The sequence below is a fragment of the Paenibacillus sp. FSL R7-0333 genome (assembly GCF_038000365.1).
Classification (GTDB): domain Bacteria; phylum Bacillota; class Bacilli; order Paenibacillales; family Paenibacillaceae; genus Paenibacillus_AQ; species Paenibacillus_AQ silagei.
In genome coordinates this window covers 5,084,160-5,101,010 of record NZ_JBBOBZ010000001.1, presented here as the reverse complement: position 1 = coordinate 5,101,010, position 16,851 = coordinate 5,084,160, and the positions used below count along the sequence as shown (strand labels likewise).

The following is a 16,851-nucleotide window of genomic DNA, read 5'->3' as shown; positions in this document are numbered from 1 at the left end:
TTCAGACAATGCCCAAACATCAATGGAATTTGTCAAAGGTACTTATAATATCTGCTGCAAATGGATTGGTGGATCAGTCATTTTATAGCGACAAAGGCAGAAATGCGGATTGGATTGCAGTAGTGCATATTGTCGGGACACCCACGGGTTGACAAAATTCCCCGCTTGCACCAAATCGGCAGTCCGCTCCCATTCCCGTCTGTTTAGAACAAGCGGAAGAGGCGGAGAAGCGCCTGTTGCAGCATGTCTGACAAACTCGGATAATCCCTCCAGCCGTTCTGTCTGCGGGGAGCGGTGGATAAGCTCGGGCTGAATCAACACGATAGCACACTCAGGATGAGTGTGAAGCACATTCAGAAAACGATTGAGAGAGCCATTAAGGAAGGAGATTCCAGGCTCATGCACCATTATAAATTTCCCGCGCGCCATATCCGCCGCCTGAATGTTAAGGAGACCTTCTCCTGCATGTGCCGGATTGCGAAGGTAGCGGAAGCTGTGGTGATGATCTTCATAGTGGCGCGCCACTTCCTCAGTCTCATCTGCCGAGGCATCGTCCAGAACACAGACTTCGATTATTCCGGCATCATCGGTCTGTGTATAGATCGATTCCAGAGCTCGCCGCAGCTCGCCGGCCTGATTGTGTACCGGTAAGCAAATGGATAGCAGCGGTTCCTTGCTCCTGCGCTCCAATACCTCCCGGGCTTCCCCCTCACTGTGTACCCTGATCCATTCGCCGCTTGTCGGCTCGTAGATCCGGCGAAATTCGGCTGGGTTGCCGGCGACCACGCAGTAATCCGGTACATCCCGCATAATAACACTCCCTGCTCCTACCACGCAGCCTTTACCAATCTTCACATTGCCCAAGATGGAGGAATGTGCTCCGATCCAGGAGCCTTCACCGATCACTACTGTAGAAGCGCTGCTGCTCTTCTTATCCCATACTTGTCTGGCGTCAGTTATAAACACATGGGGGCCTGTTATTACATCTGCCTTCAGTACCACCTTGCCGGTTGCAGTAATGGTCAGGAACCGGTTGCATTCGCAACGGTCCCCGATCATGATTCGGGGAGAGCCATTCATGGCCGGAGAAGGGATATTCCACCGGTAGCCCTCCCGTACCAGCACGCCTGCACCGAAAGCCGTCTGTTCCGGCAAAGATAACACACCGTCTGAGGCTATCCTACAGCCTGTTCCGTAAGCATAGAGACGATAATAGAGCGAGGGGGGGATAGTATCCATATCTTCCTCCTTGTATCAGATGGAATACACACAGTGTGAAGACTCTGTACTAGCTTATGAACCGGAACAGGAATCATGCAAGTAAATCCGGTCGAATGATCCGCCAGGGCTGGCATATACATATACGAGAAATCCGTTAAATCCGAATTTTCAGAATCTGCAAGAGGGAGGAGAAGAGTTGCCGACCATCAGTCTATGCATGATTGTACGCAATGAAGAGCAGAGTCTGGGGCGATGCCTGTCATCAGTCGCGGACCTTGTGGATGAGTTAGTTATTGTAGATACTGGCTCGACTGATCGCACCAAAACAATAGCGGCCAGCTTCGGGGCAAATATCTATGATTATGAGTGGATCCAGGACTTCGCAGCAGCACGTAATTATTCATTCAGTAAAGCGACCTGCGAGTATATTATGTGGCTCGATGCGGACGATGTCATTGAAGAAACCGACCACGAACGCTTAAAGGCCTTAAAGGCCACTTTGTCTTCCGAATATCATTCGGTTAGCATGGCCTATATTCTATCCACCGATGACGAAGGGAAGCCGACGGCAAGCTTGAGGAGAAATCGGTTGTTCAGACGTGATTGCCAGTTTCAGTGGAGTGGCGCCGTACATGAATTTGTTGAAGTTACACCGCCAACGTTTGAGAGCGACGTCTGCATCACTCACAAGAAAGATAAAGAATTTACAGAACGAAATTTGCTGATTTACCGAAAGATGCAAGCTAAGGGTGAAGAATTCACCCCAAGAGACCAGATTTATTTCGCCCATGAGCTCTACGATCATGGTTATTATCAAGAGGCTCTTGAGAATTATCAGATCTTCCTGTCCCGCGGTGACGGTTGGATAGAGGATAATATTCAAGCTTGCATGCGCCTTGCGGACAGCTACGGTGCGCTGGGGCAGAAAGAAGAGCAGTTATTGTCGCTGTGCCGCACCTTCGAGTATGGCCCCCCTCGCCCGGATGCTTGCAGCAAAATAGGGTTCTATTTCATGGATTTACAGCAATATGAACAGGCTGCTTACTGGTTCGAGCTTGCGGTGTCCCTGCCAACGAGAAGTGACCCGGGAACGGATGAGGAAGCTGCAGGTTCATGGCTGTCCAACTTGCAGCGTTGCGTCTGCTACGACAAGCTGGGTCAGACCAGTTACGCTGACTTTTGCAATGAGATTGCACATGCGCAATACCCGAATCATTACAGTGTCCAATATAACCGGGATTACTACCGGAACCTGCTGGGGAACAGGCATGTGGAAATAGACAGACCAGTGCTTGAAGAACGAAAGGAGTTGACCCGATGAAGACAAGTATCATTATTCTCACACTTAACCAGCTTCAGTTAACGGTTCAATGTCTAGAGAGTATTAAGCGCGGAACTCCTGAGGAACATGAGATTATTATTGTCGATAATGCTTCAAGTGATGGAACCGTGAATTTCCTGAAGCATCATTATCCAGAGATGAAATTAATTGAGAACAAGAAGAATCTCGGGTTTGCTAAAGGCTGTAACCAGGGAGTTCAGGCAGCGCAAGGAGAGTCGATATTATTCCTGAACAATGACACTGTAGTTCCACCCGGCTGGCTGGCACCCATGCTTGATGCATTGCACAGTGACAGTACTGTAGGCATGTCGGGACCCGTGACGAATTACATTAGCGGACATCAGCGTATTCCAGTGACCTACAGTGATTTGAAGGATATGGAGAATTTTGCGCAGGAGTACTGTGAGAGCAAACGCGGGCTCGTGAAGGAGGTTGACCGTCTGATTGGCTTCTGTCTGATGGTCAAACGCAGCGTCTTGGATGAAATCGGCTTGTTCGACGAACGTTATGGCCTTGGAAATTACGAAGATGATGATCTGTGTCTCCGGGCGCTTCAGCATGGCTACAAGCTGCTCATCGCAGAAGACTCGTTCATCCACCATATCGGTCATGCCAGTATGGGACAGAATCCTTCCTTTGATCTTACTACGCTCCTACAACAGAATAAGACAAGAGCCTTTCAGAAATGGGGAGCGGACATTCACTCTTTGATCTATGCTCCTCCCGTACGTCTGTGTGTGGGTATTATTGCATCCGGCAATGAATCTGCACTGGAGAAGACACTAGATTCATTTGTAGATGTGGCAGAGCAGATGATTGTACTAGATCCATCGGGAAATGAAGACATTGCACGTACAGTTGCCCGTTATACCCAGTACATCTATTGCGTGAAGGGGGAGATAAGTGAGCAGATGTGCTTGGAATGGATCAGTCATATGGCGGTAGAGCCTTATATTCTCTGGCTCCAGGAAGGCGATGTCCTAAATACGGAAGAACGCCGGAGATTTGCTGGGCTCAAGCGTTCTTTATTCCACCAATACCATGTAATTTCTCTCAACTGTGCGGACGGTGTACGTTATATGATCAGGCAGTCCGGGGAGAAAATTTACCCGAAAGATATCGAACAGCCAAGGAAGAATCCATTTTTTGGATATTCCAGCGGAGCTACCATCAGCCGGTTCATAGACATTGAGCATGCGGACCGTGAGACTGCCAAACCACTTTGAATCGGAGGTTAGTTATGGAACAGGATTTGGTTACTATTGCGATATTGGCGAAGGACAAGGCACATGTGCTGCCGCTCTATCTTAAACTGATTGAGAAACAGACCTACCCGGCTTCCCGGATCAATCTGTATATCCGTACAAACAACAATAATGACCGTACCAAGGAAATTCTCGAAGAATGGGTAGAGCGGGTAGGTGAAAGATATCATGAGGTGTATTTCAATGCAAGCGATGTGGAAGAATCTGTACAAGACTTCACTCCACATGAATGGAATGATCTTCGCCTTAGGGTGATAGCAAAGATACGGCAGGAGTCCATTGAATGGGCCAAGGCGAGAGATTCCCATTATTTTGTGCCGGATTGCGATAATTTCATCATTTCCGATACGCTGGAGAGCCTGCTCTCTACCCATCTGCCGGTAGTTGGTCCTCTGCTCAAGTTGGCTGAGACGCCTTTGAGTTATTATTCCAATTTCCATGATAAAACAGATGACTATGGGTATTACGGATCATCCCCTTTCTATCTGGAGTATTTATTCCAGCATATAAAGGGACTCATTGAGGTCGATGTTATTCATTGCACCTATCTGATGCGCCGTGAGATTCTGGAGCATGTCCAGTATGAAGACGGCAGCGGCCGGCATGAATATGTCATTGTTAGCCACGGCTTGAGAAAAGCAGGGGTGCCGCAATATCTGGATAATCGCAAAGTCTATGGAAGTCTGACCTTCTGTGACACGGAAGAGCAAATTCTCGGAATTGGAATTACAGCAGATAATTTTGAATAGGAGAACGGGGGTGGAACCATGAAGCTGGTACTTCTATCCGGCGGGTCCGGCACACGCTTGTGGCCGCTCTCCAGCAGTATCAGGAGTAAGCAGTTCCTTCAAGTGCTGCCCGCTCCTGGCGGAGGCCGGGAATCTATGCTGCAGCGGGTTTGGCGGCAGTTGTCGGCTGCGGGTCTTAACCATGAAGTGTACATCGCAACGTCAAGCGGACAAGAGTCATTGATCCGGAAGCAGCTTGGTTCAACGCCGCCTATCATTATGGAGCCGCGGCGCAGAGATACATTTCCGGCAGTAAGCCTTGCTTCGGCTTATTTATATTCCGTGGAGAAGATTTCCCCGGAGGAGACGGTTATCGTCTTGCCGGTGGATGCTTATGTGAACGACGATTTCTTCTTCAAGCTGGCTGAATTAGATCATGCCCTCCGTCACTCGGGTGCAGAAATTGCCTTACTTGGGGCAAGGCCAAGTGAACCGTCAGAGAAATACGGATATATTGTTCCGGCCATTTCTCCAGTCTCTTCTACAAGCAATCAGGAGAATCAAGCATATGTGCATGTGGAGTGTTTCGTGGAGAAGCCGGATCGTAAGGCGGCTGAGACCCTAATGGCACAGCAAGCGATGTGGAATTGTGGCATTTTTGCCTTTCGCCTTTGTGATCTGCTGAAGCGGCTGGAGACAGTTGACATCCCGACAGATTACGCGGAATTACTGAAGAAGTATCAATGCCTTCCCAAGAGTAGCTTCGATATTGAGGTATTGGAGGGGAACAGCCGTCTTATCTGTGTACCCTATCTGGATAACTGGAAGGATCTGGGGACCTGGAATACTCTATCTGAAGAATTAGCTTCCTCAGTTCTGGGATGGGGCCAGATCAGCGCAGATTCACTAAATTGTCAGATTGTCAATGAGCTGGATATTCCGGTGATGCTTGTGGGACTGGACGATGTAATTGTTGCAGCAGGTCCAGCGGGGATCCTCGTTTCCCATAAAGACGCTGCGGATCATCTGAAGCATCTGCTCCCTACACCCGATACTGAGACCAGGAAATAGACGCTTCGTAGCGACTGATACCTGCTGTCTAAAGATATACACAAGGCTGTCCGACTTTATCCGACAATGTTCTATGCGGGCGGGAACTGTCATAAGGTAGAGAGGTGATGTCAATTGGCATCCATATCATCCTGTCCGGTCCGTCCGCACAGTCCGGTAAATCCATTATGGAAAGGAGGCAGCTCCAGCATGACAGACAGTAACGAAGGCGACCGTCCCTCTAATCTCTTTGTGTATGATCGTCAAAGATGAAGAGCCGTGGATTGCGCGCAGTCTGCTGAGTGTACAGGAGGCTGTGGACGAAATTATTGTCGTGGATACAGGTTCCGGTGACAGAACGATGGACATTGCCCATAGTCTCGGCGCGAAGGTTCTCCAATTCCCCTGGCCGGAGAGCTTCGCAGAGGCCCGCAATTACAGCCTCCGCCATGCGACAGGGAAATGGGTGATGTGGATGGATGCCGATGAAGAAATTGCCCTTGCTGAAGCCCCGAAGTTGAGGCAGGTAAGCAGCATCGGGAACAGTAAGCTGGCTTCTCTCGAAACGGTCCATTTCAGTAGTGTATTCCGGCCCGAGCCGAATGAAGCTTACCGGCTGAATCAGTGCCGTCTATTCCGCAATGGAGAAGGGTTCCATTTCACTGGCGGCATCCATGAACAGTTAAGCTTATCCGGGCGACATGACGGAGAGGACATAGATACTCCGTTCCCGCTTCCGGTCCGGCTATTCCATTACGGCTACCTGCAGTCCGTGACCTCACTTAAGTCCAAACATGAACGCAATCTGAAGCTGCTCCAGCAATCCACTGCAGATAACCCGAATCCCGATCCGTGGAGTCTTTATCATATAGCGAGTGAATATCAACGGATTGGGGAATATGCGAATGCCTTCAGGCAGGTCAATCTGGCCATAGCCGCCTCGCTTGGCGAGAAGAAGCTGCCACCCTCGCTCTTTTACAAGCTTAAATATGGCTGTCTGCTGGCGCTGGGCAGCTTCAGGGAAGGCTGGCCCGGCATTGACAAAGCCATCGGCCTCTACCCGGATTATGTGGATCTGCATCTCAATAAAGGATGCATTCTGATGAATATCGGGCAAGTGGAGGCTGCAATCTCCGCTTTCGAGCATTGTCTTACTCTTGGGGAGAATGCTCTTCATTATATGGTTCTCACAGGTGCGGGAACCTTCTACCCCTGCTATTATCTCGGTGATTGCTATGAAATGCTCGGAAAACTTGATGATGCCAAAGCTTGGTATCGCAGAGCGCTGGAGTACTCGCCTGGATTCGGGGAAGCTGCGGTTAAGCTATCGAATCTGAATCAAGATGTCAAAGCGGCTGAATGGCTTCCTGCAGTCAACCGCCGCCCCCCCTTACCAACTCACCGTCCCCCCCTCCTTCGTTCAAGTGCAACTCCGGAGAATGCATGGTGCATAGCAGTGTTGCTTAGCAGGGAAGAGGGTTCGTACCCCGCTCTGTACAAATGGGCTGAGAAATGGGGGTCGCTTGGGGATGAATGGATCATTATCGATGCAGATATGGGGGAAGAAGGCAAGCAGCTTGCCGATGAACTACAAGCACAGGTACTTCATTTCCCCGCCAGCGGAGATCTGTTTCAGCTCTGGAAGACTATACAGCAAATTCTCACAACTCCTTATGTGCTGTGGTTGAACCCTTATGATGAACTTAGTGGAGAGGATCTGGACGCACTCGGAAGTCTAAAAGAATCGTTAGTAAGTCAGAAAACTATGATTTCTCTTAATCTATGCATGCAGGAAGAAAAAATAGACCAGAAACTCTGGATGGTTCAGAGGAATCGTCTGGCCCACCGTGAGACAGTACTGGGCTGTAATCCAATCAGTGGAGAGCTTGTCGCTGTACCTGGAAGTATGAATAGGAACAGCCCCGTTACTTTAATGAATCGCAGGCCATCCGGACAAGACGGAAATTAAAAATCATGTTGTTTGGTGAAAGGGGAAAAAAGGATATGAATATCGGATTTACTGGACCAACGGGGCCTACAGGAACAACAGGGGCGCCGGGGAGAGGTAGTGTCGGAGCACCCGGTCCGCGTGGTTATGATGGTGATACAGGGGCAACGGGCTTCACAGGACATACGGGAACGACAGGATTTACAGGAGCGACGGGACATACAGGAGCAACAGGATTTACCGGGGCGGGAACAACGGGGGCAACGGGCTTCACGGGACACACGGGAGCGACAGGATTTACCGGAGCGGGAACAACAGGATTAACAGGAAATACGGGGATGACAGGACATACAGGAGCGACAGGATTTACCGGAGCGGGAACAACAGGATTAACAGGAAATACGGGGATGACGGGGCATACAGGAGCGACAGGATTTACCGGATATACGGGATATACGGGATATACGGGAATGACTGGGTATACAGGAATGACGGGGTTAAAAGGAGATACGGGAGCCACTGGTTCGATCTCACTTATTTTTGGAACCTTTATTGGCGGTGATACAACACCAACCGGGGATAATGGGCCTCTCTACGGCTTTATGGAAAGTGAGTCTGTTTCCGGAATAGAATTGATTGACGACGGAACTACTTTTAGATTACCAGGAGGGCATTTCTACTACTTCACATGTCAAGCAGCGGTGAATTTTCCACCAGGAACTGCGCCGGGTCTTGCATTGGCGATTTATGATAGTTCTAGCAATAGTTACGTAAGGGATGATGGTTCGATTTTCTTTTCTGGGGCAGTCAGTACTACCGCTAGACCAGTTGTTCCAGTATCTATCTCACGAATTCTAAATGCTACGAACGAAGATATGTTAGTGAGGGTTGTGTTACCTCTAGCTGGTACCTATGCCTCTTCAGATATCCAGAATGTTCCTTATGGATTCTATAACACCTCTGTTAATGTTTTTGCTCTGAATTAATTTTCAGAATCAAATATTTCTTTATGATTAGCCTCGGAAACGAATGCCTTCCTTATCAAAGGAATGTTGCATTCGTTTCTTAATAACTTAGAAACAAAGAAAGGTTTCTAGGAAGAAGGGTAGACCTGCTAGCTTAGAACAGCGAGGAGTTGATAACGCATGAGTACAGGAGTAACCGGCTTCACAGGTCCTACGGGTACAACCGGCCCGGCAGGACCAACTGGAACTACAGGGGTGCAAGGAAATCCAGGTATAGCTACCAGAGGGGCTTGCGGGGCGACGGGTCGAACAGGTCTAACTGGACGTACTGGTGTCACGGGAGTGACCGGTGTAACAGGGGTAACAGGGGTAACAGGTCTAACAGGTATGACAGGTATGACAGGTATGACGGGTGTGACAGGAGTAACAGGTGTGACCGGTATGACCGGTGTGACAGGTATGACAGGTGCTACGGGTGAAACAGGAGCGGGTGGAGCTACAGGATTAAGTGCTACGGGACTTACCGGAGAGACCGGGGCTACGGGACTTACCGGGGAGACGGGAGCAACGGGACTCACGGGAGAAACCGGGGCGACAGGACTTACCGGAGCGGGAGAAACGGGAGCGACAGGACTGACCGGGGAGACGGGAGCGACAGGACTGACTGGAGAAACGGGAGTAACAGGCCTCACGGGAGAAACCGGTGTGACAGGCCTCACCGGGGAGACCGGAGTAACAGGCCTCACCGGTGAGACTGGGGCAACAGGACTCACTGGTGAAACCGGAGCGACAGGCCTCACCGGGGAAACCGGAGCGACAGGCCTCACGGGAGAGACTGGGGCAACAGGCCTGACCGGAGAAACCGGGGCGACGGGCCTCACGGGCGAAACGGGATCGACGGGCCTCACGGGAGAGACTGGGGCAACGGGTCTCACGGGCGAAACGGGAGCGACGGGACTCACGGGGGAAACGGGAGCGACAGGACTCACTGGGGAAACGGGAGCAACGGGTCTCACGGGAGAAACCGGGGCGACAGGACTGACAGGAGAAACGGGAGCGACAGGCCTCACGGGAGAAACGGGAGCAACAGGCCTCACGGGAGAAACCGGAGCAACAGGCCTCACGGGAGAAACGGGAGCAACAGGCCTTACCGGAGAAACCGGGGCGACAGGCCTTACCGGAGAAACGGGAGCAACAGGGCTCACCGGAGAAACGGGAGCAACAGGACTCACTGGTGAAACCGGAGCGACAGGACTCACCGGTGAAACGGGAGCGACAGGACTCACGGGAGAGACTGGGGCAACGGGTCTCACGGGCGAGACGGGAGCGACGGGCCTCACGGGGGAAACCGGAGCGACTGGGCTCACGGGCGAAACGGGAGCAACGGGTCTCACGGGAGAAACGGGAGCGACGGACTTACCGGTGAAACGGGAGCGACAGGACTCACTGGGGAAACTGGGGCAACGGGCCTCACGGGCGAAACGGGAGCGACAGGACTCACCGGGGAAACGGGATCGACAGGCCTGACCGGAGAAACGGGAGCGACAGGACTTACTGGTGAAACGGGAGCGACAGGACTCACTGGGGAAACGGGAGCAACGGGTCTCACGGGAGAAACCGGGGCGACAGGACTGACAGGAGAAACGGGAGCGACAGGACTCACGGGAGAGACTGGGGCAACGGGTCTCACGGGCGAAACGGGAGCGACGGGCCTCACGGGGGACACGGGAGCGACAGGACTTACTGGTGAAACGGGAGCGACAGGACTCACTGGGGAAACGGGAGAAACCGGGGCGACAGGACTGACAGGAGAAACGGGAGCGACAGGACTCACTGGGGAAACTGGGGAAACTGGGGCAACGGGCCTCTCGGGAGAAACCGGTGCCACAGGCCTCACGGGCGAAACGGGAGCGACAGGACTCACCGGGGAAACGGGATCGACAGGCCTGACCGGAGAAACGGGAGCGACAGGACTTACTGGTGAAACGGGAGCGACAGGACTCACTGGGGAAACGGGAGCAACGGGTCTCACGGGAGAAACCGGGGCGACAGGACTGACAGGAGAAACGGGAGCGACAGGACTCACGGGAGAAACGGGAGCAACGGGTCTCACTGGAGAAACCGGGGCAACGGGACTCACGGGAGAAACCGGTGCCACAGGACTCACGGGAGAAACGGGAGCGACAGGGCTCACCGGCGAAACCGGGGCGACAGGACTTACCGGAGAGACAGGAGCAACAGGACTCACGGGCGAAACGGGAGCAACAGGCCTCACGGGCGAAACGGGAGCGACAGGGCTCACTGGGGAAACGGGAGCAACGGGTCTCACGGGAGAAACCGGGGCGACAGGACTGACAGGAGAAACGGGAGCGACAGGACTCACCGGAGAAACGGGAGCGACAGGGCTCACTGGGGAAACGGGAGCAACGGGTCTCACGGGAGAAACCGGGGCGACAGGCCTTACCGGAGAAACGGGAGCGACAGGACTCACCGGAGAAACGGGAGCGACAGGGCTCACCGGAGAAACGGGAGCGACAGGGCTCACTGGGGAAACGGGAGCAACGGGTCTCACGGGAGAAACCGGGGCGACAGGACTGACAGGAGAAACGGGAGCGACAGGACTCACGGGAGAAACGGGAGCGACAGGACTCACGGGAGCAACGGGAGCAACAGGCCTCACGGGAGAAACGGGAGCGACAGGGCTCACTGGGGAAACGGGAGCAACGGGTCTCACGGGAGAAACCGGGGCGACAGGCCTTACCGGAGAAACGGGAGCGACAGGACTCACCGGAGAAACGGGAGCGACAGGGCTCACCGGAGAAACGGGAGCGACAGGGCTCACTGGGGAAACGGGAGCAACGGGTCTCACGGGAGAAACCGGGGCGACAGGACTGACAGGAGAAACGGGAGCGACAGGACTCACGGGAGAAACGGGAGCGACAGGACTCACGGGAGCAACGGGAGCAACAGGCCTCACGGGAGAAACGGGAGCAACAGGCCTCACGGGAGAAACGGGAGCAACAGGCCTTACCGGAGAAACCGGGGCGACAGGCCTTACCGGAGAAACGGGAGTAACAGGGCTCACCGGAGAAACGGGAGCAACAGGTCTTACCGGAGAAACCGGGGCGACAGGACTGACCGGAGAAACGGGAGCAACGGGACTCACGGGGGAGAACGGGAGCGACAGGGCTCACCGGGGAAACGGGAGCGACAGGTCTTACTGGGGAAACGGGAGCAACAGGCCTCACGGGAGAAACCGGGGCGACAGGACTGACAGGAGAAACGGGAGCGACAGGACTCACGGGAGCAACGGGAGCAACAGGCCTCACGGGAGAAACCGGAGCAACAGGCCTCACTGGAGAAACCGGGGCGACTGGCCTTACCGGAGAGACGGGAGCGACAGGACTCACGGGAGAAACGGGAGCGACAGGGCTCACCGGCGAAACCGGGGCGACAGGTCTCACTGGGGAAACCGGGGCGACTGGCCTTACCGGAGAGACGGGAGCGACTGGACTCACGGGAGAAACGGGAGCGACAGGGCTCACCGGCGAAACCGGGGCGACAGGTCTCACTGGGGAAACGGGAGCAACAGGCCTCACGGGAGAAACCGGGGCGACAGGCCTCACGGGAGAAACGGGAGCGACAGGGCTCACCGGCGAAACCGGGGCGACAGGACTTACCGGAGAGACAGGAGCAACAGGACTCACGGGAGCAACGGGAGCAACAGGACTCACGGGCGAAACGGGAGCAACAGGCCTCACGGGAGAAACCGGGGCGACCGGACTCACGGGAGAAACCGGGGCGACAGGACTGACAGGAGAAACGGGAGCGACAGGACTCACGGGAGAAACGGGAGCGACAGGGCTCACTGGGGAAACGGGAGCAACGGGTCTCACGGGTGAAACCGGGGCGACAGGACTGACAGGAGAAACGGGAGCGACAGGGCTCACTGGGGAAACGGGAGCAACGGGTCTCACGGGAGAAACCGGGGCGACAGGACTGACAGGAGAAACGGGAGCGACAGGACTCACGGGAGCAACGGGAGCAACAGGCCTCACGGGAGAAACGGGAGCAACAGGCCTCACGGGAGAAACGGGAGCAACAGGCCTTACCGGAGAAACCGGGGCGACAGGCCTTACCGGAGAAACGGGAGCAACAGGGCTCACGGGAGAAACGGGAGCAACAGGCCTTACCGGAGAAACCGGGGCGACAGGACTGACCGGAGAAACGGGAGCAACGGGACTCACGGGAGAAACGGGAGCGACAGGGCTCACCGGGGAAACGGGAGCGACAGGTCTTACTGGGGAAACGGGAGCAACAGGCCTCACGGGAGAAACCGGGGCGACAGGACTGACAGGAGAAACGGGAGCAACAGGCCTCACGGGAGAAACCGGAGCAACAGGCCTCACGGGAGAAACCGGGGCGACTGGCCTTACCGGAGAGACGGGAGCAACGGGACTCACGGGAGAAACGGGAGCGACAGGGCTCACCGGGGAAACGGGAGCGACAGGTCTTACTGGGGAAACGGGAGCAACAGGCCTCACTGGAGAAACCGGGGCGACAGGACTGACAGGAGAAACGGGAGCAACAGGCCTCACCGGCGAAACCGGGGCGACAGGACTGACAGGAGAAACGGGAGCGACAGGACTCACGGGAGAAACGGGAGCGACAGGGCTCACTGGGGAAACGGGAGCGACGGGACTCACTGGGGAAACGGGAGCGACGGGTCTTACAGGTCAGACCGGGTCGACAGGACTTACCGGAGCGGGAGAAACGGGAGCAACAGGTCTTACTGGTGAAACGGGAGCAACAGGCCTCACAGGAGAAACGGGAGCGACAGGACTCACGGGAGAAACCGGGGCGACAGGCCTCACGGGAGAAACGGGAGCAACAGGTCTCACCGGCGAAACCGGGGCGACAGGACTGACAGGAGAAACGGGAGCGACAGGACTCACGGGAGAAACCGGGGCGACAGGCCTCACTGGAGAAACGGGAGCAACAGGTCTCACCGGCGAAACCGGGGCGACTGGCCTTACCGGAGAGACGGGAGCGACTGGACTCACGGGAGAAACGGGAGCGACAGGGCTCACCGGCGAAACCGGGGCGACAGGTCTCACTGGGGAAACGGGAGCAACAGGCCTCACGGGAGAAGCCGGGGCGACAGGACTGACAGGAGAAACGGGAGCAACAGGACTCACGGGAGAAACGGGAGCGACAGGGCTCACTGGGGAAACGGGAGCGACGGGACTCACTGGCGAAACGGGAGCGACGGGTCTTACAGGTCAGACCGGGTCGACAGGACTTACCGGAGCGGGAGAAACGGGAGCAACAGGTCTTACTGGTGAAACGGGAGCAACAGGCCTCACAGGAGCAACGGGAGCAACAGGCCTCACGGGAGAAACGGGAGCAGCAGGCCTCACAGGAGAAACGGGAGCAACAGGCCTCACGGGAGAAACGGGAGCGACAGGGCTCACCGGCGAAACGGGAGCGACAGGGCTCACGGGAGAAACCGGGGCGACAGGACTCACGGGAGAAACGGGAGCGACAGGGCTCACTGGGGAAACGGGAGCGACGGGACTCACTGGGGAAACGGGAGCGACGGGTCTTACAGGTCAGACCGGGTCGACAGGACTTACCGGAGCGGGAGAAACGGGAGCAACAGGTCTTACTGGTGAAACGGGAGCAACAGGCCTCACGGGAGAAACCGGGGCGACAGGACTTACCGGAGCGGGAGAAACGGGAGCGACGGGTCTCACGGGAAGAACGGGAGCGACAGGGCTAACTGGATCGACAGGTCTTACGGGTTCTACAGGAACAAGAGGACCTCAAGGGAGTCAAGGTTTACCCGGAGCTCCAGGTCCACGTGGCTATCAAGGTGATACGGGACCTACGGGATTCACGGGATCGACCGGAGCAACGGGATTCACGGGAGAGACTGGATCGACAGGATTCACGGGATCGACCGGAGCAACGGGATTCACGGGATCGACCGGAGCAACGGGATTCACGGGATCGACCGGAGTAACGGGGTTCACGGGATCGACCGGAGTAACGGGGTTCACGGGATCGACCGGAGTAACGGGATTCACGGGATCGACCGGAGTAACGGGGTTCACGGGATCGACCGGAGTAACGGGGTTCACGGGATCGACCGGATCGACCGGAGCAACGGGATTCACGGGATCGACCGGAGTAACGGGGTTCACGGGATCGACCGGATCGACCGGAGCAACGGGATTCACGGGATCGACCGGATCGACAGGGTTCACGGGATCGACCGGAGCAACGGGATTCACGGGAGAGACTGGATCGACAGGATTCACGGGATCGACCGGATCGACGGGTCTTACCGGAGCAACCGGATCGACGGGTCTTACTGGAGCAACCGGAGCAACGGGTCTTACCGGAGCAACCGGATCGACGGGTCTTACTGGAGCAACCGGAGCAACGGGTCTTACCGGAGCAACCGGATCGACGGGTCTTACTGGAGCAACCGGAGCAACGGGTCTTACCGGAGCAACCGGAGCAACGGGTCTTACCGGAGCAACCGGAGTAACGGGTGTTGGTATTGTAGGTCCAACTGGCTACTTGTCTCAGAATTATGCTCAATTTGTTTCCAATCAAACATTAATTGTAGCAGACACAGATGACTTTCCAATTCCTCATTTCAGTTATCTTGCTAGTTCAAGTAATGGTGTTGCTATTGGGCCGGATAGTGAAGACACTGATGAATTTGTGGTTCAAGCCGGGAATTACCTGATTATCTATCAAGCTACTGTTCAGTCCACCCCTACCAGATCGGCTGGTCTGGAACTTATTATAGGCGGTTCAATAGCGTATGACACCCAAATTGCGGCTCCAATTAACAATAATGTTTCATCCTTACAAGGCACCTATATATTGTTGGCTACCGAACAAACAACAATTCAGTTGGCACTTTTGTTTAAGGATACTGCTGTGACTAACGATATCCGAGGTTTATCTTATGGCATTTTTGCGGCAAAAGTCACAATTATTATGCTTGGCTGAGACTGGCGTGACTTAAGCAATCATTGTAATTCCGTTCTATTAAGGCCAGCCGAAATCAGGGCTGGCCTTAATTTGTATCTGAAGGTGGGAGCTGAGCAGGACGTTTATGTATTCTTTACATAGCTTGGATGAATTAACGAACCATTTGCTGTGAGCGACATATGATGGACTATTCTAAACAAGAAAGGAGAGGATTGATTTGTCACAAGCCAATCTGCCGAACATTACACCAACCATTTCTCTCACCAGAAACGACGCTGTTAACATGATGTTGTCGGCAATTGCTATGGAAGAATTAGGACTTAGTCACGTTATCAATGCAGAAGGGGAGAAACTGCAGTATGTGCTGGGAACTCTTCCGGGAGTAACCGCTCCGGTGGTCAACTTATCCAATCTTATGGACATTACATCGAGCATAAGGAATCTGTTGGGAGAAACCCTCAAAAGCGCATGGTTGCAGACCAGTCAATTAGAGAGTCTGCTGTCGGTGCCAGTTGATTACGGCGCTACAGGAGCACCTGGTCAAACAGGTCCAGACGAAGGTCCAATAGGTCCACGAGGTCTGGTAGGTGAAATAGGAGAGACCGGAGATAAGGGGGAAACGGGGAGTACCGGATTTGCCGGAGTTACAGGCTTAACCGGTTTTACAGGAGAGACAGGGGCTACGGGACTTACAGGTGCAACAGGGTTAACTGGGGCTACAGGTATGACCGGACTTACAGGAGAGACAGGAGCTACAGGTCTAACAGGTCTAACCGGAGTTACAGGTCTAACCGGTGCCACAGGTCTGACGGGAGAAACGGGATTGACCGGTCTAACCGGATTGACCGGTCTAACCGGTGTGACCGGCTGGACCGGCGCTGGCGGTGTATCTGCAGCAGACCGACTGCTGTACTATGTCGAGGCAGGGACTGCGGATGCTGGTGATCCGGTAGTTTTTACTAGTCCAGGTATAATATTGGGTACGAGTATCGGCCTTGGGACTGGAGGATCCTTTAATTTGCTTAATAATGATGTGGGAGGGGTAAATGAGCCGGCGATATACTATGTCCACTATTCGGCAACCGCAACTTCTGCTGCCGGACAGGGAATGACACTATCGCTGTCGCTTAACGGAAATGGCATTCCCGGAAGCGAAAGTTCCTCTGCTATTCCTGCAGCGGTAAACATGGTGTCGGGCGGCAGCGTCTTTCCAACAGAAACTACTCCGAATCCTAATGCATTAACGTTGATCAACACCGGCGCAGGCGGTCTAAACGGTATAGCAGGAACGATTTCGATTATCAAATTGCTCTAACCCAAC

At 54.4% G+C, this 16,851-nt stretch carries 11 protein-coding genes; 9 read left to right on the top strand and 2 right to left on the bottom strand.

Annotated features, from left to right (window positions below; genetic code table 11):
• Nucleotides 1-42 precede the first annotated feature (42 nt).
• Nucleotides 43-1,239 carry a glycosyltransferase gene (locus MKY86_RS21535; protein ID WP_076086303.1) on the bottom strand — a complete coding sequence of 399 codons (1,197 nt, stop codon included), beginning with the start codon at nucleotides 1,237-1,239 and terminating at the stop codon, nucleotides 43-45.
• 178 nt (nucleotides 1,240-1,417) lie between these two features.
• On the opposite strand from MKY86_RS21535, the gene MKY86_RS21530 reads away from it, so the two are divergent.
• The 7 genes from MKY86_RS21530 (at nucleotide 1,418) to MKY86_RS21500 (ending at nucleotide 10,046) form a co-directional block, all read left to right on the top strand.
• A complete protein-coding gene (locus MKY86_RS21530; protein ID WP_083685800.1) occupies nucleotides 1,418-2,542 on the top strand; it encodes a glycosyltransferase in 1,125 nt (374 codons plus the stop codon).
• Nucleotides 2,539-3,789, top strand: coding sequence for a glycosyltransferase family 2 protein (locus MKY86_RS21525; protein ID WP_076086300.1), 1,251 nt, complete (start codon nucleotides 2,539-2,541; stop codon nucleotides 3,787-3,789). Before MKY86_RS21530 ends, MKY86_RS21525 begins: the two co-directional genes overlap by 4 nt.
• A gap of 14 nt (nucleotides 3,790-3,803) precedes the next feature.
• Nucleotides 3,804-4,577: a glycosyltransferase family 2 protein gene (locus tag MKY86_RS21520; RefSeq protein WP_076086297.1), complete on the top strand. Its 774-nt coding sequence runs from the start codon at nucleotides 3,804-3,806 to the stop codon at nucleotides 4,575-4,577.
• 18 nt (nucleotides 4,578-4,595) lie between these two features.
• Nucleotides 4,596-5,627, top strand: coding sequence for a sugar phosphate nucleotidyltransferase (locus MKY86_RS21515; protein ID WP_076086294.1), 1,032 nt, complete (start codon nucleotides 4,596-4,598; stop codon nucleotides 5,625-5,627).
• 235 nt (nucleotides 5,628-5,862) lie between these two features.
• On the top strand, nucleotides 5,863-7,575 hold the full coding sequence (locus MKY86_RS21510; RefSeq protein WP_076086291.1) for a glycosyltransferase: 1,713 nt from the start codon (nucleotides 5,863-5,865) through the stop codon (nucleotides 7,573-7,575).
• 35 nt (nucleotides 7,576-7,610) lie between these two features.
• Nucleotides 7,611-8,540, top strand: a complete 930-nt coding sequence (locus MKY86_RS21505) for a collagen-like protein (RefSeq protein WP_340827457.1) — start codon at nucleotides 7,611-7,613, stop codon at nucleotides 8,538-8,540.
• Between the two features lie 234 nt (nucleotides 8,541-8,774).
• Nucleotides 8,775-10,046, top strand: a complete 1,272-nt coding sequence (locus MKY86_RS21500; protein ID WP_445669937.1) for a calcium-binding protein — start codon at nucleotides 8,775-8,777, stop codon at nucleotides 10,044-10,046.
• 4,343 nt (nucleotides 10,047-14,389) lie between these two features.
• Here MKY86_RS21500 and MKY86_RS34190 read toward each other — a convergent pair.
• On the bottom strand, nucleotides 14,390-14,842 hold the full coding sequence (locus MKY86_RS34190) for a hypothetical protein (RefSeq protein WP_445669907.1): 453 nt from the start codon (nucleotides 14,840-14,842) through the stop codon (nucleotides 14,390-14,392).
• Nucleotides 14,843-15,107: 265 nt separating this feature from the next.
• Here MKY86_RS34190 and MKY86_RS21485 point away from each other — a divergent pair, with 265 nt between their 5' ends.
• Complete coding sequence (locus tag MKY86_RS21485; protein WP_340827455.1) at nucleotides 15,108-15,548, top strand: hypothetical protein; 441 nt, start codon at nucleotides 15,108-15,110, stop codon at nucleotides 15,546-15,548.
• A 199-nt stretch (nucleotides 15,549-15,747) separates the two neighbouring features.
• Complete coding sequence (locus MKY86_RS21480; RefSeq protein WP_340827454.1) at nucleotides 15,748-16,845, top strand: collagen-like triple helix repeat-containing protein; 1,098 nt, start codon at nucleotides 15,748-15,750, stop codon at nucleotides 16,843-16,845.
• Nucleotides 16,846-16,851: the final 6 nt, after the last annotated feature.